At 70.3% G+C, this 24,636-nt stretch carries 23 protein-coding genes and 1 tRNA gene; 17 read left to right on the forward strand and 7 right to left on the reverse strand.

Translation table 11 applies throughout. The annotated features are described in order from the left end of the window. Both ACFO0C_RS00510 and ACFO0C_RS00515 read left to right on the forward strand, forming a co-directional pair. Positions 1 to 1,503, forward strand: a 1,503-nt coding sequence (locus ACFO0C_RS00510) for a tetratricopeptide repeat protein (protein WP_378064403.1), incomplete at its 5' end; no start/stop codon positions are given. Between the two features lie 326 nt (positions 1,504 to 1,829). Then, a complete protein-coding gene (locus ACFO0C_RS00515) occupies positions 1,830 to 2,354 on the forward strand; it encodes a hypothetical protein (RefSeq protein ID WP_378064404.1) in 525 nt (174 codons plus the stop codon). Between the two features lie 162 nt (positions 2,355 to 2,516). Here ACFO0C_RS00515 and ACFO0C_RS00520 read toward each other — a convergent pair whose 3' ends face one another. The 4 genes from ACFO0C_RS00520 to ACFO0C_RS00535 form a co-directional block, all read right to left on the reverse strand. Continuing rightward, positions 2,517 to 4,652, reverse strand: a complete 2,136-nt coding sequence (locus ACFO0C_RS00520) for a hypothetical protein (protein WP_378064405.1) — start codon at positions 4,650 to 4,652, stop codon at positions 2,517 to 2,519. A gap of 42 nt (positions 4,653 to 4,694) precedes the next feature. Further along, a tRNA-OTHER gene (locus ACFO0C_RS00525) sits at positions 4,695 to 4,822 on the reverse strand. Between the two features lie 45 nt (positions 4,823 to 4,867). Then, entirely contained in the window at positions 4,868 to 5,197 is a 330-nt protein-coding gene (locus tag ACFO0C_RS00530; protein WP_378064406.1) for a hypothetical protein, read from the reverse strand. Beyond that, positions 5,184 to 6,767 (reverse strand): effector-associated constant component EACC1, encoded by a 1,584-nt coding sequence (locus ACFO0C_RS00535; RefSeq protein WP_378064407.1) that lies wholly within the window; start codon positions 6,765 to 6,767, stop codon positions 5,184 to 5,186. Before ACFO0C_RS00535 ends, ACFO0C_RS00530 begins: the two co-directional genes overlap by 14 nt. A gap of 160 nt (positions 6,768 to 6,927) precedes the next feature. Here ACFO0C_RS00535 and ACFO0C_RS00540 point away from each other — a divergent pair, with 160 nt between their 5' ends. Next, positions 6,928 to 7,377: a hypothetical protein gene (locus tag ACFO0C_RS00540; RefSeq protein WP_378064408.1), complete on the forward strand. Its 450-nt coding sequence runs from the start codon at positions 6,928 to 6,930 to the stop codon at positions 7,375 to 7,377. Here the strand turns inward: ACFO0C_RS00540 and ACFO0C_RS00545 are convergent. Beyond that, positions 7,268 to 8,455: a sensor histidine kinase gene (locus ACFO0C_RS00545; RefSeq protein WP_378064410.1), complete on the reverse strand. Its 1,188-nt coding sequence runs from the start codon at positions 8,453 to 8,455 to the stop codon at positions 7,268 to 7,270. The genes ACFO0C_RS00540 and ACFO0C_RS00545 overlap by 110 nt on opposite strands. Then, positions 8,452 to 9,105 carry a response regulator transcription factor gene (locus tag ACFO0C_RS00550; RefSeq protein WP_378064411.1) on the reverse strand — a complete coding sequence of 218 codons (654 nt, stop codon included), beginning with the start codon at positions 9,103 to 9,105 and terminating at the stop codon, positions 8,452 to 8,454. The genes ACFO0C_RS00545 and ACFO0C_RS00550 overlap by 4 nt, the downstream gene beginning before the upstream one ends. 74 nt (positions 9,106 to 9,179) lie before the next feature. Here ACFO0C_RS00550 and ACFO0C_RS00555 point away from each other — a divergent pair, with 74 nt between their 5' ends. The 9 genes from ACFO0C_RS00555 to ACFO0C_RS00595 all read left to right on the forward strand — a co-directional run bounded on the left by ACFO0C_RS00555 (position 9,180) and on the right by ACFO0C_RS00595 (position 16,314). After that, the gene (locus ACFO0C_RS00555) at positions 9,180 to 10,220 is read left to right on the forward strand and encodes a peptidoglycan-binding protein (RefSeq protein ID WP_378064412.1); all 1,041 of its coding nucleotides are present in this window, start codon (positions 9,180 to 9,182) and stop codon (positions 10,218 to 10,220) included. Next, complete coding sequence (locus ACFO0C_RS00560; protein ID WP_378064413.1) at positions 10,217 to 10,882, forward strand: ABC transporter ATP-binding protein; 666 nt, start codon at positions 10,217 to 10,219, stop codon at positions 10,880 to 10,882. The genes ACFO0C_RS00555 and ACFO0C_RS00560 overlap by 4 nt, the downstream gene beginning before the upstream one ends. Further along, positions 10,879 to 12,075, forward strand: coding sequence for an ABC transporter permease (locus ACFO0C_RS00565; RefSeq protein ID WP_378064414.1), 1,197 nt, complete (start codon positions 10,879 to 10,881; stop codon positions 12,073 to 12,075). The genes ACFO0C_RS00560 and ACFO0C_RS00565 overlap by 4 nt, the downstream gene beginning before the upstream one ends. A gap of 27 nt (positions 12,076 to 12,102) precedes the next feature. Next, entirely contained in the window at positions 12,103 to 12,708 is a 606-nt protein-coding gene (locus tag ACFO0C_RS00570; RefSeq protein ID WP_378064415.1) for a DUF402 domain-containing protein, read from the forward strand. Further along, the gene (locus ACFO0C_RS00575) at positions 12,705 to 13,562 is read left to right on the forward strand and encodes a hypothetical protein (RefSeq protein ID WP_378064416.1); all 858 of its coding nucleotides are present in this window, start codon (positions 12,705 to 12,707) and stop codon (positions 13,560 to 13,562) included. The genes ACFO0C_RS00570 and ACFO0C_RS00575 overlap by 4 nt, the downstream gene beginning before the upstream one ends. Positions 13,563 to 13,571: 9 nt before the next feature. Then, a complete protein-coding gene (locus tag ACFO0C_RS00580; protein ID WP_378064417.1) occupies positions 13,572 to 14,096 on the forward strand; it encodes a hypothetical protein in 525 nt (174 codons plus the stop codon). A gap of 113 nt (positions 14,097 to 14,209) precedes the next feature. Next, entirely contained in the window at positions 14,210 to 15,019 is an 810-nt protein-coding gene (locus ACFO0C_RS00585; protein WP_378064418.1) for a MarR family winged helix-turn-helix transcriptional regulator, read from the forward strand. Positions 15,020 to 15,071: 52 nt separating this feature from the next. Continuing rightward, positions 15,072 to 15,407 carry a PadR family transcriptional regulator gene (locus tag ACFO0C_RS00590; RefSeq protein WP_378064419.1) on the forward strand — a complete coding sequence of 112 codons (336 nt, stop codon included), beginning with the start codon at positions 15,072 to 15,074 and terminating at the stop codon, positions 15,405 to 15,407. Beyond that, positions 15,397 to 16,314, forward strand: a complete 918-nt coding sequence (locus ACFO0C_RS00595; protein WP_378064420.1) for a hypothetical protein — start codon at positions 15,397 to 15,399, stop codon at positions 16,312 to 16,314. Before ACFO0C_RS00590 ends, ACFO0C_RS00595 begins: the two co-directional genes overlap by 11 nt. 1 nt (position 16,315) lies before the next feature. Here the strand turns inward: ACFO0C_RS00595 and ACFO0C_RS00600 are convergent, their stop codons facing one another. Beyond that, the gene (locus tag ACFO0C_RS00600) at positions 16,316 to 16,966 is read right to left on the reverse strand and encodes a hypothetical protein (protein WP_378064421.1); all 651 of its coding nucleotides are present in this window, start codon (positions 16,964 to 16,966) and stop codon (positions 16,316 to 16,318) included. Positions 16,967 to 17,016: 50 nt separating this feature from the next. Between ACFO0C_RS00600 and ACFO0C_RS00605 the strand changes: the two genes are divergently transcribed. From ACFO0C_RS00605 to ACFO0C_RS00625, 5 genes are all read left to right on the forward strand, one after another. After that, positions 17,017 to 17,472, forward strand: coding sequence for a DUF4259 domain-containing protein (locus ACFO0C_RS00605; RefSeq protein WP_378064422.1), 456 nt, complete (start codon positions 17,017 to 17,019; stop codon positions 17,470 to 17,472). 48 nt (positions 17,473 to 17,520) lie between these two features. After that, entirely contained in the window at positions 17,521 to 18,060 is a 540-nt protein-coding gene (locus tag ACFO0C_RS00610; protein WP_378064423.1) for a PadR family transcriptional regulator, read from the forward strand. After that, complete coding sequence (locus ACFO0C_RS00615) at positions 18,057 to 18,998, forward strand: hypothetical protein (RefSeq protein ID WP_378064424.1); 942 nt, start codon at positions 18,057 to 18,059, stop codon at positions 18,996 to 18,998. Before ACFO0C_RS00610 ends, ACFO0C_RS00615 begins: the two co-directional genes overlap by 4 nt. Before the next feature lie 260 nt (positions 18,999 to 19,258). Further along, positions 19,259 to 19,717 carry a hypothetical protein gene (locus ACFO0C_RS00620; RefSeq protein ID WP_378064425.1) on the forward strand — a complete coding sequence of 153 codons (459 nt, stop codon included), beginning with the start codon at positions 19,259 to 19,261 and terminating at the stop codon, positions 19,715 to 19,717. A gap of 601 nt (positions 19,718 to 20,318) precedes the next feature. Beyond that, positions 20,319 to 24,611 carry a tetratricopeptide repeat protein gene (locus ACFO0C_RS00625; protein WP_378064426.1) on the forward strand — a complete coding sequence of 1,431 codons (4,293 nt, stop codon included), beginning with the start codon at positions 20,319 to 20,321 and terminating at the stop codon, positions 24,609 to 24,611. Positions 24,612 to 24,636: the final 25 nt, after the last annotated feature.

The raw sequence follows: 24,636 nt of genomic DNA on the forward strand, positions 1-24,636 counted from the left end.
GGCCGCCGGGACGAGGCGCTGGAGCCCAGCCAGGAAGCCGTCACCATCTACCAGCTGCTGGCCGAGGCGAACCCCGGCGCCTACCTGCCCGACCTGGCGATGTCGTTGAACAACCTCGGTATCCGGCTCTCGGAGCTGGGCCGCCGGGACGAGGCGCTGGAGCCCAGCCAGGAAGCCGTCACCATCTACCAGCTGCTGGCCGAGGCGAACCCCGGCGCCTACCTGCCCAACCTGGCGGCGTCGTTGAACAACCTCGGTATCCGGCACTCGGAGCTGGGCCGCCGGGACGAGGCGCTGGAACCCAGCCAGGAAGCTGTCGCCATCTACCGGCGGTTGGCCGAGGCGAACCCCGGCGCCTACCTGCCCGATCTGGCGATGTCGTTGAACAACCTCGGCATTCGGCTCTCGGAGCTGGGCCGCCGGGAGGAAGCGGTCGCCGTGTTCCAGGCGGCGGGCGAAGAATTGGACGCCGGACCCCGGGCGGAACTGGACGTGGCTTTGGCACGCTGGCGGGCACGAGAGGCCGGCCTGGTCGGTGACGTCACCCGCGATCTCATTCGGGCAGCCAGCCGCGCGGACGACGAGGAACACCCGCAGCGCGGTGCCCGTGCGCGGCGCGCTGTCCGTACTGCCGTGATGGAGCTGGAACCTGATGATCCCCCGGCCGGCTGGCCGGGCTGGATCGCCGAACCGCTGCCGGACGAGACTGTCGCCCTACTCAACCGGGTACTGGCCCAGACGAGCTGGGTGGAACGGGCCGTCGTCCTCCGATTGCCCGAGGCACAGTCCGTCTTCGGGCCGTCGGCGCGACCGGTGCGTGCTGCTCTGGCCCCCCTCTACAGCGACAACCCCGCGATCGTCCACGTTCTTGAGGTACTCGACGCAGCCGAGGAACAAGGGCTGGACACCGTCCTCGACGCGCTCCAGGCCGACGAGAAGCACCAGACCCTGGTCTACGGCTGGCTGGAAACTCCGACCTGGACCGCGTCCCGCCGGTACCTGCGCAGCCACCCAGGCCTGCTCACCGATCCCAGGACCGTCGAAATCCTGGCAGCCATCGCCGCAGACCCCGTCGTTCAGCAACACCTGGCCATCGCCCGGCTGTCCGCTTCGATGCCGATCGACACTGTGTACGACATCGTCCTCGATGCACCCGACGCGGTCGAGGCCGCGCTGGCCGCGATCGAGCGCGCCGACCTCGACCAATTGGCCGAGATTTGGTTCGCCGCACCGAGCTTGAGCCGCAGCCCGTTCGTCGGCCCCTACGTGGCGGCCGTCCTCACGGCCCGCCAAGTGGGCGGAGACGACCAGGCCCGAGAACTCGTTCGTATGGCAGCCGAACAGGGCGACCAGGAGACCCGCCGCGCAGCGGCCGCGCGACTGTCCGCATTGGCCGAGCGCGTACCCGACATCACCGAGCTCCTGCTCGATCTTGCCGGTCTCCTGACCACGCCGGATGCCGACACACCGCCAGCGACTACGGAACCCGTCTCGTCGCCATGACCCGCGACGGTCACCGGGGCACCCGCCCGCTGACGTCCGGGGAGCGGGCTCGCCTGGCGCAATACGTCATCCTGATCGCCACGACCCCCGACGCCGAACGCCACCACGCCTTCGCTGCGGCGGTCGCCGCCGCTCGCGACTACCGCGCCGAGGATGTCACCTGGGACGAGATCGCTGGGGCGCTCGGGGTGAGTGCCGATGACCTGCGCAGCTGGCGTGGTGCCACGCCCCGGAACCACCCCGTCTCGCCCGTGCCCCTGCCGTCCCTCGCAGCGGGGTACAGGTCAGCGACGGACCCGGAGCCCGCAGGTCCCGTCCTCGTCGCAATGGGCGACCCCACGGTCAACGGCAACGACTTCGCCAGTGAAGCCGCCTGCATCCGCAAAGCCTTGACTCCGCGGGCGATCGTCATCGAGCGGGCGAACATCGAGATCGCCGAGTTTCGGCGGGAGATCGAGCAGCATCAGCCCACTGTCGTGCATCTCGCCGCCCACGCTGACATGGGACTGATCCACCTCACCATCGACGGCACGCCCATGGCCGTGGAACCCGCCGCGATCGCGCAAGCCATCCGCGCGGCCGCCTTTCGTCCCCACACGGTTGTGTTCAACTTCTGCGACTCCGAACAACTCGCTCGCCACATGGCATGGCGCGACGACCGACGATCCGGGACCGTCACCCAGGCGATCGGCTGGCGCGGCAACATCACCGATCAGCAGGCACGAACCTTCGCCGCCCTGCTGTACGGCCCGTACGCCGGACCCCATTCGATCATCGCCGCCTTCGGCGACGCACGGCTCACGGTCACCGCCCGGTGGCCCGGCCAGGCCGTGCCACTACTGATCGCCTGAGAACCGGTCCGGGTGCCCGGAGATGTTCGTGGCCGGCGACTCCGGGGAGTCGCCGGCCACAGCCGAGGAGAGCGCGGGCGCTTTATGCCAGATCCTCCGCAGAGCGGAGGTTCCCGATTTGAACGGAAATAGAAGGAAGCTCCCGCATGACCTCGGTGGTCCTCACTCGGGGATCAGCTCACCGAGCCGATCCAGCGTATAGATCTCCGACCCCTCCGGCAGCCCCTCGGGAGCCTCGATGCCGATCCAGGTGACCGGCTCGTCCGGCAGCACCCCGTCCCACACCGTCACGTCCGCGCGAGGACGCCACAGGTCGAGCAGGTACGACAGCGTCAGGTAGCGCCGTTCCATCAGGGCACGCACCCGGTGTGCCGTGGTGAGCGTGTTGCCCTCCACCCGGTTGAATGCGGGATGTCCGTTCAGGTACAGGTGCAGCCACACCGCCTGCCAGCCGGTCTCGCCCTTCGCGAACACCATCGGCAGCGCCACCCGGCCGCGGCCGCGCATCTGCGACCGGGCCCGCACCGCCCGCGGCTCGAACGGGGCGCCCTTCTGCTCGGCGGTCCGCGTCTGGTAGCCGAACATCGACTCGGCCACCTCCTCGAACCCCTCGCCGGAGTAGATGTTGACCTGCGGCACCACGTACGGCGCGCCGACGGTCAGGGTCACGTCGATGAACTCGGTGGCGCCGTCGGTGGCGTCGGTGAGGTCACCGGAGTGCTTCATGCCGTTGCCGCGCAGATTCGTCCACGACACCTGGCCGGCGCTGTGGAAGTCGTCGTCGAGCAGCAGCATCGACAGGTCGTAGTCGGTCCGGCGGGCCGTCTGCCGCCAGTACATGAAGAACCGCAGCAGCTCACCGGAGACCGGCGCCCGCGAACCACGGGGCAGCACCGCGAAGCCGGCCTCGGACGCCTTGCCCGACAGCGGCAGGGCGACGCCGAGCACGTCCGGGTCGACCAGCAGCGGCCGTCCCGGCTCCGGCAGCCGGGTGCTGATCTCGCCGTCGAGCAGCGCCGACAGCTCGTCCACCAGGTCGGCCGGCAGCGGCTCGCGGGTGTCCGGGCCGACCCAGGAACGCTGAAACCGGTTTACGTACATCCGGGCCACATCCGGGGACAGCCGGTTCGCGACGTGCTCGCGCAGCGACAGCAGCACCCGGCCGGACGCCGACGCCAGCGCCCCGGACACCGCGTCGAGCACGGCGGCCCGCTCCGGCACCGCGGTCACCCGCAGCAGCCGGTCCGCGGCGCGCAGCAGCTGGCCCGGTGCGGCCGACAGGATCCGTGCGGCACGAACCGGTGCGTCGTCGCGGAACGCCCTCTCCGCCCGGCCGGCCAGGGTCGGCACCCGGATCTCGTCGCGCGCGACGGCGAACACCTTCTGGGCGTGGGGCCACTGGCCGTACTCATGCGGGTGAAGCTTTTCTCCGAGCCTCTTCCAGCGCTCGGCGAGTCGCGTCACGTCGGCGAGTTTCGCCGGGCTCGCGCCGACGACCTCGTCGAGGGCGGCCAGCAGCACCCGGCGTTCGGGCCGGCGGAAGGTCCGGAACCGGGTCGGCTCGGCCAGCGACACGTCACCGCCGGAGACCTGGCAGGCCAGGCGCAGCACGTCGGTCACCGTGTCGACGGCGACCAGCGGCCGGCCGAGGACGATCCGGACGCCGTTGAGCACGGCCCGGTTCTCCCGCACCGGAACGGTTTCCGGCTGCGGGCCGTCGGCGCAGGTCACCGCGAGCTCGCCGAGGATGGCGAGATCGGCGGGGCCGTGCGGCGTCACGCTGGCGGCCAGCGCCAGGTAGAGCCGCTCGGCCTCCCGCTCGGCGGAGTCACCGAGGTGCAGGATGGTGAGCCGGTCACCGGCCGATGCGATCAGCTCGTCGTGGACGGCCAGCATGTCGGCGTAGGTGTGCTGGTAGGAGCCGTACCCCGGAAGGTCCAGGAGGTCGACCATGCCCGGCAGGACCGTCGCGCCGCTGCCGGCGGCGACCGCGGCGCGCATCCGCTCCATCCAGAAATCGAGCGTGTCCGGTACGCCGTCCGGGAAGCCGATGAAGTAGGTGTTGTGCTGGACGTGGTCACCGACCAGCTCCCGCACCGCCGCCACGACGGTGGCGGCGAGATCCATGGCCGGCTCGGGCGCGAGCCCGCCGACGTGGTCGAGCAGTCCCCGCGACGCCGCGAACCCGACATCGAGCAGGACCGCGTCGAGCTGCCGCGCCACCGCGGTCCCGTCACCGGCCGTGCCGTCGCTCGCGGGCACGCGCAGCGTCTTCTGAATGATCGTCTTCTCGTGCACGTGATTCCTCCGTCCCCCGCCGGCGGTGTTGCCGTTTCGAAGTGGGCCGCCGGGGACTCGAACCCCGAACCCTTCGATCCAATAAGGAGAAGGAAGCGCCCCCATGACCGCGCTGAACGGAAGGCGGACGCGCTACCAGCCGAATGCTCTGCCAGTTGAGCTAGCGACCCGCCGCAGATGTTGCCACGCCGCGCTCGGGCGCAGCCATCGAGTTTCTACTTGGGTCCGCGGCCGATGTACTTTCCGGTCACGAAGATCGCCACGATGGAGGCGGTGCCGGCGCTCATCACGAGGGCGCCGTTGAGTGGGGAGCCGAGGTCGGCGTAGTGCCAGGCGAGCAGCGCCATGGTGATGACGCATCCGAAGCCGAGGACCACGCCCACCATCTGCCGGGCCCAGTGGGCCCACTCGAGACGGTGGACGTGCTTGCGCTCGGCCACCAGGATCGCGATCAGCTTGTCCGCGGTGTCCGGTGACCCCTTCTCCAGTTCGGCGACCCGGTCCCAGACCTTGAGGCTCTGCCACTCCTGCTCAGGGTCGGTCATGGGGTCCCCTCGAACGGTCGTCGTCCGCGTCGAATGGCGGTCCGATCTCACGGGTGAGCTGGTCGAACTGGTCTTCCAGGCGCGCCCAGGAGGCGTCGACGGCCCGGTCGGCCGCGGCGTGGGCGCTCTTGCGGTCGGGCAGGGAGAGGTCGAGGACGTCACGTACCGCTACGACGGCGGACCGCCACGCGCTCGCCAGCCGCCGCCGGGCCTCGGCGAAGGAGACGAACCTCGGCATCCGGGCCGGCAGTGCGGTGTTCACCGCCGACGTCGGGTAGCCCGGCCCCGGGAGAACCCAATGGTCGGGCGGTTTGCCGTTGCGGAGCAGGCCAACCCTGTCGCGGTCGTGCGACTTGAGGTAGAGGAGATCGTCCGGGCCGGACAGTCGGGGCTGGAGACCTCGGTAGACCTCTTGCAGGCCGAGCAGGGATGGCCCGGCCGGGAACGGGCGGAGACCGCTGTCGAGCAGCGCGCCGCTGAACGCCGTGCCCACGCCGGTCGCAGCCTCGGACGCGGGCCGGGAACCGGAGGCGATCACCAGCACCTCGCCTCTGTCGATCTCGATGTGGGCCAGCGCCTGGCGGGTGGAGTCGGACCCGGCCGCGGCGGACAGGGCACCGTCGAGGACGAGCAGCCGGTGACGAGCCGTGGAACGCTCCAGCTCGCGGCGGAGGTCGTCGATCGGGAGGGCGCTCCACCGCAGGCGCGCGGGGTCCGTGTCGTGCATCGCCAGGAAGGTCTCGCCCTCGTCGACGATCAGGTGACCGGCGAAGTACACGAGAACCGTGTCGGTGGCCGTGTGTCCGGCCTCGGCGATCGCGCGGCTGACCTCGTGCAGACCGGGGTTGTGCAGGATGAGGCACCGGTCGGCGGCGAAACCGCTCCTGGCGGGATCGGTCAGGGCGTCGGCGAGGGCACGGAGACCGCGTTGGACCGTGGACAGGCCGGACAACGCCGGGTCGGTGTAGTCACTGACACCGATGAGGATCGCTGTCGAGCCGGCTCGGTCCGGTAGGTGGACGCGCGGCGGACTCGTCTGCTGGGGACCGCGAGGCGAGCCCTGCTGGGGACCGCTTCGCCCCACCTCCTCGGACCCGGATCGAGGCGGAGGAACCGGCCGGGGATCCCGCGGGCCGGGCTGGCGCGGCACACGGGGCTGCTGTTGCGGCAGACCGGCGGGGTCCGGCCACGACGGGTCGGGCCGGGTCATGATCGGCGGGCCGGCTGCCTCGGCGAGTGCCGTCGAGAGCCGGCTCGCGATGCCCGCGACGGCCGAACCCGGGTCCAGCCGGGCCTCCCAGCCATTACCCGTGGACACGGTGAGGACGGGGGGATCAGGGCGGGCCCGCATCCAGCCGAGCAGTGCTCTCGCCAGCGCCGGCGACGAGGCGACGGAGTCCAGTGTGACCACGATCGACGCCGCATCGCCCATCGCCCCCGCCGACGGCGGATACGACTCGTCGGCATGCAGGCGGCCGCGAAGGTCCGGATCGGCGCGCAGCCAGGCGCGCAGGGAGTCGGCGTCGGCCTGATCGGCGTCGGGCGGCAGCAGAAGCGCAAACTCGATCATCCGGCTGAATCGACACCCGCCTCCGCTGAGCACGGCCGACCAATCGACCTTGATCGTTACGACGAATCCGACGCTACCCAATCGCCGCGGCCACGGCCAGCGTCCGTACCGGCAAAAGGGGTCACCGGGGTGAAACCTGCCGCGCCGCACGCTGGCGGGCATGAAGAAGGTTGCCGTTGTCGTCGTCGCGCTGGGTTTCGCGCTGACCGGATGTGCCGTCACCGAGGAGCCGGAGGGTCCCGGGGACACGCCGCCGTCCGGGGTGGCGGATCCGTTCACCAAGGTGGTCGCCTATGCGGAGTGTCTGCAGGGGCAGGGGCTGCCGGTGAAGATCAAGCCCGGGGACGGCTACACGATGCCGCTCGGGACCGACCGGGCGAAGATCGACGCCGCCGAGGGGGCCTGCCGGAGTGTGGCGCCGCCCGGGATGTATCAGAAGCCGTCGGCCGAGGAGCTGGACAGGTATGTGAAGGTCGCCCAGTGCCTGCGGGACAAGGGGATCAAGGTGACCGATCCGACGATGGAGCGGCCTCAGCTCCAGATCGACCAGCAGGCTCCGGCGAACCTGAAGGAGCTCCAGGCCGGCTGCGAGGAGGAGGCCGGGATGTGACGTGTCCGACCGCGGGCAGGTCGACGTGGACGGTGAGGCCGCCGTCCGGGTTCGGGGTGAGGGTGGCGGTGCCGCCGTGGGAGCCGGCGATCGCGGCCACGATGGACAGGCCGAGCCCGGCCGACGTCGAACCGGCGGTGCGGTCGGTGTCGAGGCGGCGGAACGGTTCGAACAGGTCGCCGGCCCGGTCGGCGGGGATCAGCGGGCCGGTGTTGGTGACCGTCAGGCGGGCCGGACGGGTCAGGGTGATCGTGACGGAGCCGCCGGGCACGTTGTAGCGGACCGCGTTCTGCACCAGGTTGGTCACCAGCTGGGCGAGCATCACCTCGTCACCGGGGACGACGACGGCGCCGGGCGTGTGGAACGCCACCGGCACGTCGCTTGCGGTCTGCCCGGCGACCTCGGCGACGACGGCGGCGAGATCCACGGAGGTACGCACGTCCGGCCCCCGCTCCCCCTTGGCGAGCAGCAGCAACCCGGTGATGAGACGTTCCGAGCGCAGGGTGTTGCGCAGCAGTTCGGCGCGGATCACCCGGAGACGTTCGGGTGTCGGGTCGGCCAGCCCGACCTCGATGGCGGTCCGCTGCACAGCCAGTGGGGTGCGCAGTTCGTGGGAGGCGTTGGCGACGAACCGGCGCTGGCTGTCGACGGCCCGTTCGAGCCGGTCCAGCATCGCGTCGAACGTGTCGGCGAGCCGCCGCAACTCGTCGTCGGGGCCGGTGAGGCCGATGCGCTCGTGGAGTGTGGACAGCGACAGCCGCTGGGCGGTCGCGGTGATCCGGTGCAGCGGCCGCAGCAGCCGGCCGGTCAGCCACCAGCAGACGGCGAAGCCGAGTACGGCGATGACGGCGATCGCGGCCAGGGTGGTCAGGCGCTGGCCCTGGCGTACCCTCTCTTGAAGGTCCTGGACCGGCGGTGCGTCGCATTGGTCGCCCTGGCATTCGGCGCCGCCGCGGCCGATGGCGACGGCGGTGAACCAGCGCTGGAAGCCGAGGGCGGTGAGCAGCACGGCGACGGTGATGACGGTGAAGAAGCCGCCGTAGAGCAGGGTGATCCTGGTCCGGACCGAGCCGCTCACAGGCGGTAGCCGCGTCCGGGGACGGTCACGATGACCGGCGGGTCGCCGAGTTTGGCGCGCAGTTTGCTCATGGTCACCTTGACGGCGGTGGTGAACGGGTCGATGTGTTCGTCCCAGGCGCGTTCCAGCAGTTCCTCGGTGCTGACGACGGCTCCTTCGGCGCGGAGCAGGACCTCCAGGACGGCGTACTCCTTGAGGGCCAGCCGCAGTGGGCGGCCGTCGCGGGTGGCCTCACGCACGGTGGTGTCCATGGTGATGCCGTGGCGGCGCAGCACCGGCGGCAGCGGCCGGCCGGTGCGGCGGGTGAGGGCCCGGATCCGGGCGACGAGTTCCTCGAAGGCGAACGGTTTGGCCAGGTAGTCGTCGGCGCCGAGGTTGAGGCCGCCGACCCGGTCGTGGAGTTCGCCGGAGGCGGTCAGCATCAGGATCCGCACCGGCCCGCCGGCGCGGGTGACCTCGCGGCACACGTCGTCGCCGTGCACGCGGGGCAGGTCGCGGTCGAGGACGAGCACGTCGTAGTCGTTGACGGCGAGGCGTTCCAGGGCGGTCGCGCCGTCGTGGGTGACGTCGACGGCCATCGCGTGGGCGCGCAGGCCGTCGGCGGCCAGGTCGGCGAGGAACGGTTCGTCCTCGGCCACGAGTATCCGCATCGCTCGATTCTCACAGCGGCGGGGTTTCGTGGCGGTCACCGGCACGAAACCGGCGGGTGGCCAGGCTCGGCGGCATGTCCTACGTGAAAGGCACGATGGTGGCGCTGCTCTCCCTAGGGGCGTGTGGTGCGCCGACTCCGGCGGCGGAGCAGCCAGTCGACCTGCCGACCGTTTCTGTTCAGCGCACGGATCTGTCGAGCGCGACCCGGGTGGACGGGACGCTCGGGTACGGCGGGTCGTTCACGGTGCTGGGTCCGGGTTCCGGGCGGATCACCTGGCTTCCGGGGGTCGGGGAGATCGTCGGGCGGGGGCGGGCGGTGTTCCGGGTGGACGGGCGGGTGGTGCCGCTGCTGTTCGGTGCGGCGCCTCTGTTCCGTACCCTCGGATCAGGGGTTTCCCGCGGCAGTGACGTCAGGGTCCTGGAGCGGAACCTCAAGGCGATGGGGTACGGCCAGGACCTGACCGTCGACTCCCGGTTCACCTCGGCCACCCGGGCGGCGGTCCGGCGCTGGCAGAGGGCTCTCGGCACGACGGTCACCGGCACGGTCGGGCCCGGTGATGTGATCGTTCTGCCCGGACCGATCCGGATCACCTCCCTGACGGCTGTTCCGAGCGGTCCGGCGGCCGGCACGATCCTGACCGCGTCCGGGACCACCCGGCAGGTGACGGTGCAGCTGCCGGTCGGGTCGCAGCGGCTGGCCGTGCCGGAGGCGGCGGTCCGCATCGAGTTGCCCGGCGGTGCGTCGACGACCGGCCGGATCACCGAGGTCGGCACGGTCGCGACCGCCGAGACGACGAACGCCCGCTCCCAGACCGGGCAGAGCACCGAGTCCGCGACGATCACCGTCCTGATCGGGCTGGATCGGCCGTCCGACGCGGGCCGGCTCGACGGTGCCCCGGTGGTCGTGGCATTCACCAGCGGCGAGCGTCGGAATGTGCTGGCCGTGCCGGTGAACGCGCTGCTGGCCGCCGACCGCACCTACACGGTCAGTGTGGTCGGCGACGGCGGCGCGGTCACGTCGGTGCCGGTCACGCTGGGGATCTTCGACGGCGACCTGGTCGAGGTGACCGGCGCGCTGGCCGAGGGCGCGAAGGTGCAGGTGCCGGCCTCGTGAGCACGCCACTGGTGGCTGTCGAGAACGCCACGAAGGACTATCCCGGCGGGGTGCGTGCCCTGCACGACGCGTCGCTGACGGTCGACGCGGGTGAGCTGGTGGCGATCGTCGGGCCGTCCGGTTCGGGCAAGTCGACGCTGCTGCAGCTGATGGGCACGCTGGACACGCCGACCACGGGGCTGGTGCGGATCCACGGGCACGACGTGGCGCGCCTGCCGGATCGGCGGCTGGCTGCCGTACGCGCGCGGTGGATCGGTTTCGTCTTTCAGCAGTTCTTCCTGACCGCGCACCTGTCGGCGGTGGACAACGTGGCGACCGGCCTGCTCTATCACGGCTGCTCCCGGCGCCGCCGCCGGTTGCTGGCCCGGGCCGCCCTGGAGCGTGTCGGTCTCGGGCACCGTCTCGGCCACCGCCCGCATCAGTTGTCCGGCGGCGAGAAGCAGCGGGTCGCGATCGCCCGGGCGGTGGTCGGCGAACCGGCGCTGCTGCTGGCCGACGAGCCCACCGGCAATCTCGACTCGGCCGCCGGCGTCGGGGTCCTGGAGGTGCTGAACGGCCTGCACCGGGACGGTGCCGCGGTCGTCGTCATCACCCATGACCGGGACGTGGCCGCCGCCCTGCCGCGCCGCGTGGAGATCCACGACGGCCGGGTGGTCTCGTGAGTGTCCCGCTGCCCGCCCCGGCCCGGCTGCACACCGGCGACCTGGCCAGGGTCGGTTTCGAGGGGTTGCGCGGCCGTCCGCTGCGGGCGGTGCTGTCGGCGCTCGGCATCGCCATCGGGGTCGCCGCGATGGTCGCGCTGGCCGGGATCGGCGCGGTCAGCCGGGCCGGGTTGATCGCCGAGATCCGGGCGCTCGGCTCGAACCTGCTGGCCGCCTCCCCCGGCCGCAGCCTGACCGGCCAGGACTCGACGCTGCCGGCCGAGGCCGAAGGCATGGCCGGCCGGATCCCCGGCGTCACCGACGTGTCGGCGATCGGGCTGGTCAGCGACGCGACGGTGCGCCGTAACGACCGGATCAACCCGGCGGTGACCAGCGGTATCGCCGTGCAGGCGGCCCGCGAGGACCTGCTCGGCACGCTCGGCGGCACGGTCCGGTCCGGGGCGTTCCTGAACGCCGCCACCGGCCGCTATCCGGCGGTGGTGCTCGGCGCGGTCGCCGCCGACCGGCTCGGGATCGCCTCGGCCGGTGCGCACGTGTGGATCGCCGGGCGGTCGTTCCTGGTCACCGGCATCCTGAACACGCTGCCGCTGGCCCCGGAGATCGACCGGTCGGCGCTGATCGGCTGGTCCTACGCGACCGGGCTCGGCTTCGGTGGCCACGCGAGCACCCTCTACATCCGCACGATCAACGACCGGATTTCCACGGTGTACGAGCTACTGGCCCCCACGATCAATCCACGCAATCCCGCCGAGGTGGAGGTGACCTCGCCCGCCCGGGAACTGGAGGCGGAGGCGGCCGCCGAGGAGACGTTCGACGCCCTGTTCCTGGGGCTGGGCGCGGTCGCGTTGCTGGCCGGTGGGGTCGGGGTCGCCAACGTCATGGTCATCTCGGTGCTGGAACGCCGCCAGGAGATCGGGCTGCGTCGCTCGCTGGGGGCGACCCGGCGGCAGATCCGGATGCAGTTCCTCACCGAATCGGTCACCCTGTCGGCACTCGGCGGGGTCGCCGGTGTCGCCGCCGGGCTCGCCGCCGGTGCCGGGTACGCGCTGGCGATGGGCTGGCCGCTGGCGCTGCCGATGACGGCGGTCGCCGGTGGCACGGGGGCGGCGGTGGTGATCGGGGCGCTGGCCGGTCTGTATCCGGCGTGGCGGGCGGCCCGCCTGACCCCGGCGGAGGCGCTGGCCACCGCCTGACTGGCGTTCGCGGGTTACGGTTCCCGAATGCGATTCGAGCCGGGGCAGACCATCGTTCGTCGATACGTTCGCGGCGAGTGGCTGATGTGGGCGCAGGCCATGCGGGTGATCCGCGACGACGCGGACGGGCTGCTGTTGTGGCAGCCCGTCGGCGGTGACTTCGCGACACTCGTCGACGCCGGCGGGGCCAGCGCCCACGAGGTGTCGCCGGACGCCATGGTGTCGCCGGTGCTGGAAGCCCGTGGATGGTTGTATTCGGACGTCCTGATCCTGATGCCGGCCGACGCGGCGTACTCGGTGTGGTGGTTCTTCCAGGAGGGTGTCTTCACCGGCTGGTACGTGAATCTGGAGGCGCCGTTCACCCGCCGCGACGACGGGGTGGAGACCACCGACCATGTCCTGGACGTCGTCGCCACGGCGGAGCGGGAGTGGCGGTGGAAGGACGTCGAGGAGTTCGCCGGCCGGATCGGTCACCCGCTCTACTTCGACGCCGACGAGGCCCCGGTGATCCGCGCCGAGGGGGAACGGCTGATCAAGCTCATCGAGGCCGCCGAGTTCCCGTTCGACGACACGTACACCGGTTTCCGCGCTGATCCGTCCTGGCCGGCACCCCGTTTCCCGGGACCGCTATGAGGGACACGCTGGGGGTGACGGCCCACCGCGGTGGGCTGATCGCCGAAAGTCAGGTGCTGACTGTCGGTGTGGTGTCCGCGATCGCCCGCCCCGGCGGTGTCGAGCTGGACCTGATCGCCCGCCGCCCCCGCAGCCTTCCGGCCGTCGCCGCAGCCGCCCGCAGGCTGCTGCCCGCCTACGACGAGGGCCTCGACCTGCGCGTCGGCTGGCTCGGCGCGGGCGATCACGCCCTGTGGGAGTATCCGTCGCGCACGTCGAGTGACGGCTACGAGTACCGATCGGTCGTCGACCTGCCGCCGCTGTTCGACCGGATGTCGATGGTCCTCGCCTGGCCGGAGATCGGGTTCCCGGAGACCGTCGTCGACCTGCCGCTGCCGGGCCGGACGGCCGTCGAGCGCGGCACCGTCTCGGTATGGGAGGCGCCTGCCCGGTTCACCGCTCCCCCACCTGGTCTGCGGCACCGGCTCGGCGAGCATCCGCCGGACCACCCGGCGATCGAGGCGGGCCGCATCGTCGCGGGGCAGCAGGTCCTGTGCCGCAGCGATACGGCGGTGGTGGTGCTGTCGCGCCTGACCGCGGTCGCCGGGGGCGTGGCCATGGCGGTCACCACGATGGCCGACGGGGACATCGATGCCTTCCGGTACGACCACATGGGCCCGTCGGTGGCGGTCGTCCTCGGCGGCGAGGCGGTCCAGCTGCGTCCGCTGTACGGCGAGTCGGGCGGCGGCGACGGGCATTTCGAGTCCACCGCCGAGTTCGCCCTGGCCCGCCCGGCCCCGGACGTGCTGCCGCTGCTGATCACCTGGCCGGAGGCCGAGCTACCGGACGCCTACGTCGAGGTCCGGCTCACCTAGGCTCGCCGGGTGACAAGCTTCCCCGCGCTCGCCCGGCTGGTCCGCGACGTGAGCCTGCCGCCGCACCGCCGCCGCTCCCGGCTGCGGAACTGCATCCACCATTTCGCACCGCTGGGTTTCACCGCCACGTGGAACCATCTCGAGGCCGCCCACCGCATCCCGCGCCGCATCGAGAAGGACCCGGATTCCCTGGTCCGCGCACTCGACGAGCTCGAGGCCGCCCGTGCACTGGTGCTGCCCCGGGCGGTCGCGTTCGCCGACCGGCGCCGGGCCGAGAAGCAGGAGGGCCGGCGGTCCCCGGCCACCCTGCATCCGTGGAACTCCTGGGGATGCAACGGCATCGCCTACTGCCCCGAGCCGCAGACGCATCCGGGCGAGCCACTCCCGCTGGTGGTCGGCCGTGTTCTCGACGCGTGCGAGGCCGGAGTCTCCCCGGTCGGCCGCTGTTTCGTCTGCGGAGACGAGGCCCGACGCCCCCGAAGAGCATGCCGCATCTGCGGTGTCCAGCCCGGTGGCCGAGGGACTCCCCTGTGAACCTGACCTTTCGACGTCGGCGAGGTCGTTGTCGTATTCGGGCGGGATCGTTCGTAGGTTGAGTGAGCGGCCGCCCACGAGGGTGCCGCCACGACCGCGGGAGATGTCGAGCGATGCCGCATCCACTGGCCAAGATCCGCCGCATGTTCGAGCTCATCGAGCCGATCGCCACCGTCACGTTCTCCGAGGTGGCGAACGAGGCGTTCCTGGCCGTCGGCATGCGCAACTACTGGGACGGCTACTTCGCGGGCCGGGCCGCGCCGCTGGGGCCGGCGCCGGCCGAGGTGGTCCACGCGGTCTTCTACAACTTCGCCGATGGCGAGGTCGCGCGCCACATCCCGTGGGTGTGGGGCAAGGTCACCCCGCAAGAGGCGATTGCCGTACGCGAAAGGGGAAGCACCGCGGCCCTGCGGCAGGCCATCGGTGACCTGGCCGACTCCCCCGGCCTGGCGCGGGCCGCCGATCTCGCCACCCGCGCGGCGGTCAGCGCCCCGACCGAGGGCCGGGTGCTGTATGCCGGGCTCCGGGCCCTGGCCGTGCCGACGGAGCCGGTCGCCCGGCTCTGGCACGCGGCCACGCTGCTGCGGGAGCACCGCGGTGACGGCCACAACGCCGCCCTGGTCGCCCACGGCATCGGCGGCACCGAGGCCCACGTCCTGCTCGCGCTTTCCCTGGGTATGCGTCCCGAGGAGTTCGGCCGTGTCCACCATCTGCCCCGGCCGCAGCTGGCCGCCGTCGTGGACGGCCTGCGTGCCCGGGGCCTGGTCGACGCCGCCGACGGATTCACCGAGGCCGGCCGGCAGATGAAGGACCGGATCGAGGCCCTGACCGACGAGCTGGCCGCTCCGCCCTACGAGATCCTCGGTCCCGGCGAGCTCGACACGCTGATCGCCGATCTCGAACCGATCGCCGCCGCGTTCTGACACTAGCCTCTACTGTGCGCCATACAGTACAGTGTGGCGCATGGTAGGCGACGTGCACGACAAGCTCGAACTGGAGCTGCGCCGTGGCGTCGTTGTGCTCGCCGTCCTGTCCCGGCTGCGCACCCTGCGATACGGCTACGAGCTGCGCCAGTCCCTGATCGCGGCGGGCATGCCGATCGAGGAGGGCACGCTCTATCCGCTGTTGCGGCGGCTGGAGAGCCAGGGCGTTCTGACCAGCGAGTGGCACGGCACCCAGGGCCCGTCCCGGCGCTACTACGTGCTCAGCGAGGCCGGCGCCGACCTGCTGGCCAGGCTGACGGCGACGTGGCACGGCATGACCAAGGCGATGGGCGACATCCTGGACGAGGGGCAGAGCGATGACACCTGACGAGATGATCGACGGATATGTGGCCGAGGTCGTGCTCCTGCTGCCCCACCGGCAGCGCGCCGACGTGGCCCGCGAGCTGCACGACCTGATCGTCCAGGAGGTGGCCGACGCCGCCGAGACCAGGCCCGGCCGTGCGGAGGCGGTGGCCGCGGTGCTGGCCGGTTTCGGCCGCCCCGCCGAGGTCGCCGCCCGCTACCGTGCGCCGATCGTGCTGATCGACCCGTCGGACTCGCGGCGGCTGTTCACCCTGGCCGCCGGCGGTGCGGTGCTGATCCTGGCCGGGGCGATGCTCGGCGAGCTCATCGATCATGTGCCGCCACAGCGCGATCCGGCCGCGGCGGCCGACCGGGCGACGCCGTTCCTGTTCGCCTGGCTGGGCCTGCTCGCGGCGTGGTTCGCGGTGGCCGGCTGGTGGCGCCGGCGCCATCCGGACGAGGCGTGGAAGCCGCGCCCGATCCCGACCGACCGGATCAGCCGGCCCGGGCGGCTCGCGGCGCTGGTGTTCTACATCGCGGGCACGCTGGCGCTGGTCGACCCTCCGGGCATGCTGCGCCTGGTCAGCGGCGGCCGGGCGGCACCCGCCGCTTACCACGCCATGGAGTACGACGACGACTTCCTCGCCGTACGCGGTCCGGTCGTGCTGGCCCTGCTGATCCTGAGTCTGGCGCTGCAGGCGATCGTGATCGGTCAGGGCCGCTGGCTGTCGTGGACCCGGCAGGCCGACCTGGTCCTGAGCCTGGTCATGTGCGTGGTGCTGACGTGGGTCGTGGCCGCCCCCGTGTTCGTTTCGGGAGCCGCCGACCGTACCGCGAAGGAGATCGTCGCTCTGTTGATCTTGATTTCCCTGGCCGACATGGCGTTCAGCCTGCGCCGTCACCGGGTCCGCCAGGCCGTCCTGAGCCGGTGAGCTACGCGACGGTCAACAGCGATTCCGCAACCTTTTCCGGTACGGCCAGCAGGTGCGCCACCTGCCGGCGCGCCTCCGGGGCGGCCGTCGCGTCCGGCGACGCGATGTGGGTGAGGCGGGCCCCGCGGATCTCGGCACGGAACCCGTAGCGGAAGGTCTCGTCGCCCCCGTAGGTCAGCGCGATCGCACCCTGCCAGTCGATGCGATGGCCACCATCGCCGTCAGCGGTGAAGGTGACCGTGTGGTCGGCGACCGAGTCGTGCCCGAGCAGGTAGATATGGAAGGCCGGTTCGGCGTCCAGGTCCTCGATCGGCAACGGGTCGGCTGTCAGCGACCGGGGCTCCGGGGAGAGGAGCGGGAACGACCGATCGGGCGTCGCCGCGAGCAGTCCGGTGGCGTCCTCCCAGTAGGACGACGACAGGGTGCACCGGTGGTAGTTGTTCCAGCCGATCGGGGATTCCCAGTCCGACTGGTCGTCCGGTTCCGCACCCTCGTCTTCGTCGCTGCCGCCCGTCTCGTCGTAGAACGCGCTTCGGAGCGTGAGGTCGAACCACAACCGGCCGGCCTCGTCGAGCCGACCGGTCCAGGCGAAGTCCTCGACCCGATGCCCATCGGGCCACGGGTTCCCGGGGAACCAGATCCTGCCGTCCATGATCCGGCACGGTACACGCCCGTAACCGCAGCCGTGTGAGCTAATGACTGATGGGCAGCTGGGGAGACGGTCCCTTCGACAACGACCAGGCGATGGATGTCATCGACGACCTCGCTCAGATGGGTGCGGACGAGCGGAGGGCACGCCTGCACGAACTCTTCGCCGCCGTGTTCGCCCCGGCCCCGGCCGGCACAGAAGTGCCGTTCTGGCCGAAGGAGGTCATCGCCGCCGCGTCCCTTGTCGCGCTGGTGCTGCCGGGCGGCTCGGTCGTCCTCGATCCGCAGAGTTCGGATGACTACGTTCCCGATGACGACGCCGAGTGGACAGACGCCCTCCTGACCGATCCCGGCGAGGAGTTGATCAGGGCTGCGGGCCGGGCCCTCGAGGTTGTCGCCGATCCGGAGAGCAAGTGGTTCACCGACTGGGTCTGTGGCGACGACGACGAGGCCGCATGGCTGGCGAACATCGTCCGGGTGCTGCATGCCGGGACCAACCGAGAAGCCTGACGACGCCGGAGCTTGCCGTTAGACGTATACGCCTATAAGGTCGACGGCATGCCGCTGGATGCCGCACGCAACAGTCTCGTACTCCCGATCCTCGGCCTGCTCGTCGAGCAACCTGCCCATGCCTACGAGGTCACCACACGCCTGGAAACCCGCTACGCGCACCTCAAGATCCGCCGCAGCAGCGTGGTCACGCTGCTGAAATCGCTGGCCGACAGCGGTCTGCTCATCGCCGGCGCCCCGGAGAGCGTCGCCAACCGCCCGGCCAGGACCATCTACCGGCCCACCGATGCCGGGATCAACCTGTTCCGTTCCCGAGTTCGCGAAGGACTCACCGAAACGGCAGCCGCCTCGGCCGACTTCCTCACCGCCGTGGCCTACCTGGGCATCCTGCCCGCCGCCGAGGCGATCGCCGTGCTGCGTGCTCGCGCGGAGCGCCTGCGCCGCGAGACGCCGGTGCTCCCGCCCGGCCTGCCCGAAATCCAGATGATCGAGGTCCACTACTGGCTGCGCGTGCTGGCCACCGAGATCACCTGGCTGACCGAGACCGCCGACCGACTCGCCGGCGGCGACCTGGAGGTGCTCGCATGAAGTTCGGTATCTACGTCGGCAGCCGCGCCGGAGCCACCTGCGCCGGTCCCCCCGACCCACTTCGGATCGGCCCACTGGTCGACGACCTGTCCGGCGGGAAGCCCTTCGTGATCCGCGAATATGTCCACTGGTGCGGCGACAACACCGCCCTGGAACAAGAGATCGACGCATCGAACGACCTCGACCACCTGACCATGCCCGACGACTGGTATGTCACCGGCGGCCGCGAGCTGGACCTCGTGCTCAGCTACCTGCCACCGGTCGCCGACCTCGACGGCTGGCTCGACTTCATCGACCGCGCTCTCGACCGCTACGGCCACCTGGTCCGATACCTCCAGGTCACCCTCGAGGCGAACTTTCCCATCCCGCTCATCGACGGCAGCTCACCCGGCGTGATCGCCGCACTCACCCAGGGGCTGCCCCACGCCCGCGCCCGCGTCCGCGACGACGTCAAGGTCGGCTTCTCGCTCGCCGAACCCGCCGAATGGCTCGGCGGCGACGACGACTTCTGGAAGAACCTCACTTCAATGCCGTACGCCGCATTCGCCGCGCATGTCGACTACGTGGGCCTCGGCCTCTACCCCGACGGATTCTCACCCCTCGACGACGTGCACGCCGCCACCTCGCACGCTCTGGACCACCTTCGCCGCCGCCTGGCCGAGGCGCACTTCCCCGCTGATCTGCCACTTCACATCGCCGAGGCGGGCAGCCCCAGCGGTGCGCACCGCACACCCGCGGGTCAGGTCTCCTCGCTGACCGCACTGATCGACGCATCCGCCGCGGCGGGGGCTACGCAGTTCGAGCTCTTCGCGCTCTCCGACGCCGACTCCGACGATGAATCACCGCTCGGCACCTTCGGTCTCTGCACCGGTGACTACCTTCCCAAGCCGGCCTACGAGACCTATCGGTCCCGCGTCAACCTGCATGATCGGGTCTGATCACTGGGCGGCGCGGCGCGACCGGCAGCCACGACTACTCAGCCACGTCGGGCTGGTGCCGATGTACGACAGACGTGCGGAGGGTGTGGGTCGGTGCCGTGACGGCGGCCGTGCTGATGATCGGTGGGTCCTCGGCGTCCGTACCTCCGGCCCGTGAAATTCTTGATGCCCCGCAGCTCATCGCCTTGGGTGACCCGGCCGCCCCGCGCCGCGCCATTCTGCTGGGTTCGTTCGTCGTCCACTCCACGCAAGGGCAATGTGTGACCTTCGATCCGCCTGCCGGGCTTCCGGTGCTCGCCCGGCTCGACGAGGCCATCGCCCGGAACGGGCAGCTCTACACGATGAGATCGGTCGGGTGGGCACCTCACATCGATGGTCGCGTCTGGTTGGTGGTCGACGCGGCGGTGGCCTCCCCGGGTTGTCCGGGGAGTGCCAGCCTGTGGGAGTTCGTGTTCGCCGCGGCCGACGGGACGATCCATCAGCCGACACCACAGGGGCGGCGGGGAGAGTTCACCTCGTACGACATCCCGGCCGACGGCTGGGCGGGTGGCCGCGTCTTCTTCGACCTGCCCAGTGCAGACGTCCGAGGCGGCGCGGTCGGCTTCCGGCAACCGCGTTTCCCGAATCGCTATCCAGAACCGAACCGGCCGTACGGGCTGTGGCCCGTACCCTGGCCTCTCCCCGACGCCGACGGCCCTACCGGATATCCGGTCGCCTGAGCGGCCCGATCACCCACGATGCCTCCGCCACCCCCTATCTCGCGGATTCGGCCCGGTCGTTGATCTTGCCTGGCTTGCTCTCAGTGGTGTCTCCGCTCGCCCAAGGCAGCCGGACAAGATCCACCGTCACGCAGTGGCGGCCATCGGCCCACGCATTGCTGGTCAGGGGTGGCGGCGGCGTGCGTTCGTATGCGCTGGTTGTCGTGATAGCGAGGATGAACGATCACCTTCATGGGATTGCGTGCGTTCATCCTCGTCCTGGATTCGGGTAAGCGGTCTTGCTGTGGGTGTCGGGTGCGGGTGGCGATGAGCGTAGATGTGAGCACGCCTCGCAATGCCGTCGAGTTGACTCGCGCCTTTATGGACAATGTTGCCACAATTGTCCGAGGTGATTCTGGGTTCACTCTCACTCCTTGGAATTGGCCAGCGGTTCGGCCCTGAGCTGGCCTTTTCGACTTCTTGATCGTCTTTGTGTCCGGGTTTCAGGTCGGGTCAGTCAAGAGGGTTTGATCAATTGGGTTCGCTGGGGGTGATGTTCTAGATTCGGACCGGGGATTTGCTGTTCGTCGCTTCTCGCGAGGTCGTCGTTGGGGGTGGGTCGATGGTCACCGGCATCGTGGTCGACGGTTCTAGCTGGGAGTTGCTGGCCGCTGGTGAGCGGGTCGGCTCGCGGCGGGTGTTGTCGGAGACGGACGAGACCTTCCTGGCTGATGTCGGTGTGCGGTATGTGCGGGCGGTTCAGGCCGGCGCAGCTGATGAGGTGTTCCTCGGGTTGGGCCGACAGTTGTGGTCGTGGCTGGACGGTGATGGCGCCGGGTTGTCGCGGTTGTTGGAGTTGGTGCCGGGGCAGGTGACGTTCGAGGTGCGGGGGCCGCGGTCGCCGTCGGGTCGGGTGTGGGCGTTGTTGCGGGCGCCGTTGGAGTTGTTGGCGCGTCCTGGTGGTGGGTTTCTGGCTGCGGATGCGGTGGTCCGGTTCGTGGTGGTGCGCCGCCTCGGTGCGCCGTCGGCGGTGGCGGCTGGTGCGGATGGGTTCCGGTTGGGGTTGGCGTTCATGGCGTCGTCGCCGCGGGGTCAGCACGAGCTGGATTTCGAGGCGGAGGAGGCCGCGATCCTGTCGGCGGTCGACGACGCCCGGGTCGACCTGCTCGTGGAGGACACCGGCAATCCGGGCCAGTTGGGCCGGCGCCTGGCTGATGTGGGTGGGCTGCCGGTGCTGCACCTGTCATGTCACGGCGTCAACAACTGGCGGCAGCGACCGGATGAGCCCGGGGTGCCGGTACTGATGATGGAGGACGAGTTCGGCGATGGCCTGCCGACCACGGCCGCTGACCTGGTCCGGCTGCTACCGGTGCTACCGCGGTTATTGTTCGTCTCCGCGTGTCTGACCGCGACGCCCGCGAACACGGAAGGCCTTCTCCCCGCCGGCGAGGGCCGGCGGGCCACTGCTGGCGAGCCGGGGGTGATGGTCGCGCATTCGATGGCGACGTCGCTGGTTGCGGCAGGAGTACCGGCGGTGCTGGGCTGGGACGGTTCGGTCGATGATCGGGCGGCGACGGTGTTCGCCCGGCAGTTGTATGCGCAGTTGGGTAACCGGGTGAATCTGGCGTCCGCGGTCGGTGACGCTCGCCGCAGCCTGCTCGAGCACGAGGACAGCCGGGTGCGGTCGGATTGGCATCTGGCGCGGTTGTGGCTCGGCCCGGCCGGCGGCGGCCCCGTGGTCGGCGGCACCAGGCGTCGGTCGCGGGTGTCGGCGGTGGCCGGAACCAAGGCGTTCCTCGACGGTAAGAAACACGTGCCCGTGGCGGCGCCGCAGATGTTCGTCGGCCGCCGGCCGGAGCTGCAGCGGGCGCTGCGGGCGTTGGGTTCGGGTGATAGGGCGGGGGTGTTGTTGCACGGGCAGGGCCGGTTGGGTAAGTCGAGTCTGGCGGCGCGGATCGCTGACCGGCGCCCGGATTTGGCGTTGGCGGTGGTGTTCGGTGACTACACCGCCGCCGCGATCGTGGATGCGATCGCTGACGCGGTCCGCACCGACCCCGCCGCCCGCGAGTTGGTCGATTCGCGTCGGGAGGCGGTGCGTGATCGGCCGGAGTCGTTGGAGACCCTGCTGATCGACTTGTTGTCCGGGCCGTGTGCGAGCAGTGAGGCGGGCCGTCGGCCGTTGCTGCTGGTGATTGATGATCTCGAACAGGTGCTGGTCGCCAATCCGAACGGCCCGCATCGAGTGGATCCGGTGGTGGCGCCGGTGCTGGCTGCGGTGTTGCGGGCGTTCGATCCGGCGGAGACGGACAGCCGGTTGCTGGTGACCAGCCGCTACCAGTTCACTCTGGATTCCCTGCCGGACCGCCTGGAGCAGATTGCGTTGCGGCCGTTGTCGCAGGTCGCGCAACGCAAACTCCTGAGTCGGCAGCGGGCGTTGGTGTCGTCGCAGCGGCGGGCTGAGCGGGACGGGCTGGCGGGTCGGGCGGTGGCGGTCAGCCGGGGCAATCCGGGGTTGCAGGACCTGATCGGCTCCCGGCTGGTGTACGGCGAGCAGGTCGACCTGGCCCGCGCCGAGTCCGCCGTCGCCGGTATGGAGTCCTACCTGCAGCAGGGTGACCTGCCGTCCGAGACCGAGATCCGGGCCTTCCTCGAAAGGCTGGCCCTCGACGAGTTGCTCGACCAGGCCGGCCCACCGCATCGGGCACTGCTGCGCGATCTCACCCTGTTCGACCTGCCCCTACCGGAGCCGGTCGTCGCGGTGCTGGCCGACCGCAGCGGAGGATCACCGGCCCGCCTGATCGGGCTGGGTCTACTCGACGTGTACCCCGACGGTTTCGACTCGCAGCGTCGTGCGGTGGCCGCCAACGCGCTGGCTGCCGGCCGGATCACCCCCCTGACCGACGACGAGACCGCCACCCTCGCGGCCGTCACCGTCGGTCCGTTGTTCGCCGCCTGGGGCGGCACCGAACTCGGCGACCGCCGCAGCTACGACATGGATCTGCAGCTGACCCGCCTCGCCCTTCATGCCGGCGACCCGGATGTCACCGCTGCCTGCGCCGCCGACGCCGTTCACGCTCTGCGGTCCGGTCCGGCCGTCGACGCGTTCCGTCTCGGCCGCGCAGCCGTCGACCTGCTGGACCGTCACCACCGGCCGGTTCCGGTGTTTCTGCTGCGGCGGGTCGCCGCCGCAGCCAGAACCAGCGGCGACGGCGACGCCGCCCACGAACTGTTCACCCGCGCCGTCAACCAGGCTCACGCCCATGCCGAACTCGCCGACCCCCTCGACCAGGCCCGGGCGATCGCCGAGCATGCCCGCAACTTGATCGACCGCGGCGAGCCGGACCAGGCCGAACAACTCCTGCACCAAGCACACCAACTGTTCGCCAACGGCGGATCCGAACGGGAGGCCGCCGTCTGCCAGGGCACCCTCGCCGACATCCTCTACCAACGCGGCGACTACGACGAAGCACTACGCATCCGCCGCGAGATCCAACTACCCGTCTACGAACGACTCGCCGACACCCGCGAGACAGCGATCACCTGGGGCAACATCGCCGATATCCTCTACCACCGCGGCGACAACGACGAAGCACTACGCATCCGACGCGAGATCGAGCTGCCCGTCTACGAACGACTCGGCGACACCCGATCAACGGCAATCACCTGGGGCAACATCGCCGACATCCTCTACCAACGCGGCGACTACGACGAGACCCTACGCATCCGACGCGAGATCCAACTACCCGTCTACGAACGACTCGGCGACACCCGATCAACGGCAATCACCTGGGGCAACATCGCCGACATCCTCTACCAACGCGGCGACTACGACGAGACCCTACGCATCCGCCGCGAGATCCAACTACCCGTCTACGAACGACTCGGCGACACCCGATCAACGGCAATCACCTGGGGCAACATCGCCGACATCCTCTACCGACGCGGCGACTACGACGAAGCACTACGCATCCGACGCGACGTCGAACTGCCGGTCTACGAACGACTCGGCGACACCCGATCGACGGCGGCCACCTGGGGCGACATCGCCGACATCCTCTACCGACGCGGCGACTACGACGAGACCCTACGCATCCGCCGCGAGATCCAACTGCCCGTCTACGAACGACTCGGCGACACCCGATCAGCGGCGATCACCTGGGGCGACATCGCCGACATCATGTTCCAGCGCGGCGACTACGACGAAGCCCTACGCATCCGCCGCGAGATCGAGCTGCCCGTCTACGAACGACTCGGCGACAGCCGATCAACGGCAATCACCTGGGGCGACATCGCCGACATTCTCAACCGGCGCGGCGACTACGACGAAGCACTACGCATCCGACGCGAGATCCAACTACCCGTCTACGAACGACTCGGCGACATTCGATCGGCGGCGATCACCTGGGGCAAGATCGCCGACATCATGTTCCAGCGCGGCGACTACGACGAAGCCCTACGCATCCGCCGCGAGATCGAGCTGCCCGTCTACGAACGACTCGGCGACGCCCGCGAGACGGCGCTCGCCTGGGGCAAGATCGCCGACATCCTTTACCAGCGCGGCGACTACGACGAAGCCGCCGAGCTTCAGCTCGAACGGCTGAGGGTCGACGAGGCTTTGGGTAACCTCGACGGCATCGCGTCGTCCAAGTGGGGGCTCGCCCAGATAGCACTTGCACGCAATGACTACGACGCCGCATTCCCGCTACTCGCCGACTCCTTCCGTCTCCTTCAACAACTCCAACGGCCAGACGGAATCGCCACCGTCGGCAATATACTCGGACAAATACTACTTGCGGCAAAACAACCTGAACAAGCCGTCCTCGTCCTGAGGATCAGCCGCACCGCCGCCGACAAAATCGGTGCAACGGCATTCTCCGCATACCTCGGAGAGCTGATTGAAAAGGCGACCGAGTAGCAGCAGGAACGCGCATGTGCCTATC

It is taken from the genome of Actinoplanes subglobosus (assembly GCF_042650585.1).
Classification (GTDB): domain Bacteria; phylum Actinomycetota; class Actinomycetes; order Mycobacteriales; family Micromonosporaceae; genus Actinoplanes; species Actinoplanes subglobosus.

Coding starts and splice junctions, on each gene's coding strand:
- ACFO0C_RS00515 (WP_378064404.1), top strand. CDS start 1,830: ATGGGCGACCCCACGGTCAACGGCAACGACTTCGCCAGTGAAGCCGCC.
- ACFO0C_RS00530 (WP_378064406.1), bottom strand. CDS start 5,197: ATGACCGACCCTGAGCAGGAGTGGCAGAGCCTCAAGGTCTGGGACCGG.
- ACFO0C_RS00535 (WP_378064407.1), bottom strand. CDS start 6,767: ATGATCGAGTTTGCGCTTCTGCTGCCGCCCGACGCCGATCAGGCCGAC.
- ACFO0C_RS00540 (WP_378064408.1), top strand. CDS start 6,928: ATGAAGAAGGTTGCCGTTGTCGTCGTCGCGCTGGGTTTCGCGCTGACC.
- ACFO0C_RS00550 (WP_378064411.1), bottom strand. CDS start 9,105: ATGCGGATACTCGTGGCCGAGGACGAACCGTTCCTCGCCGACCTGGCC.
- ACFO0C_RS00555 (WP_378064412.1), top strand. CDS start 9,180: ATGTCCTACGTGAAAGGCACGATGGTGGCGCTGCTCTCCCTAGGGGCG.
- ACFO0C_RS00570 (WP_378064415.1), top strand. CDS start 12,103: ATGCGATTCGAGCCGGGGCAGACCATCGTTCGTCGATACGTTCGCGGC.
- ACFO0C_RS00575 (WP_378064416.1), top strand. CDS start 12,705: ATGAGGGACACGCTGGGGGTGACGGCCCACCGCGGTGGGCTGATCGCC.
- ACFO0C_RS00585 (WP_378064418.1), top strand. CDS start 14,210: ATGCCGCATCCACTGGCCAAGATCCGCCGCATGTTCGAGCTCATCGAG.
- ACFO0C_RS00595 (WP_378064420.1), top strand. CDS start 15,397: ATGACACCTGACGAGATGATCGACGGATATGTGGCCGAGGTCGTGCTC.
- ACFO0C_RS00600 (WP_378064421.1), bottom strand. CDS start 16,966: ATGGACGGCAGGATCTGGTTCCCCGGGAACCCGTGGCCCGATGGGCAT.
- ACFO0C_RS00605 (WP_378064422.1), top strand. CDS start 17,017: ATGGGCAGCTGGGGAGACGGTCCCTTCGACAACGACCAGGCGATGGAT.
- ACFO0C_RS00610 (WP_378064423.1), top strand. CDS start 17,521: ATGCCGCTGGATGCCGCACGCAACAGTCTCGTACTCCCGATCCTCGGC.
- ACFO0C_RS00615 (WP_378064424.1), top strand. CDS start 18,057: ATGAAGTTCGGTATCTACGTCGGCAGCCGCGCCGGAGCCACCTGCGCC.
- ACFO0C_RS00625 (WP_378064426.1), top strand. CDS start 20,319: ATGGTCACCGGCATCGTGGTCGACGGTTCTAGCTGGGAGTTGCTGGCC.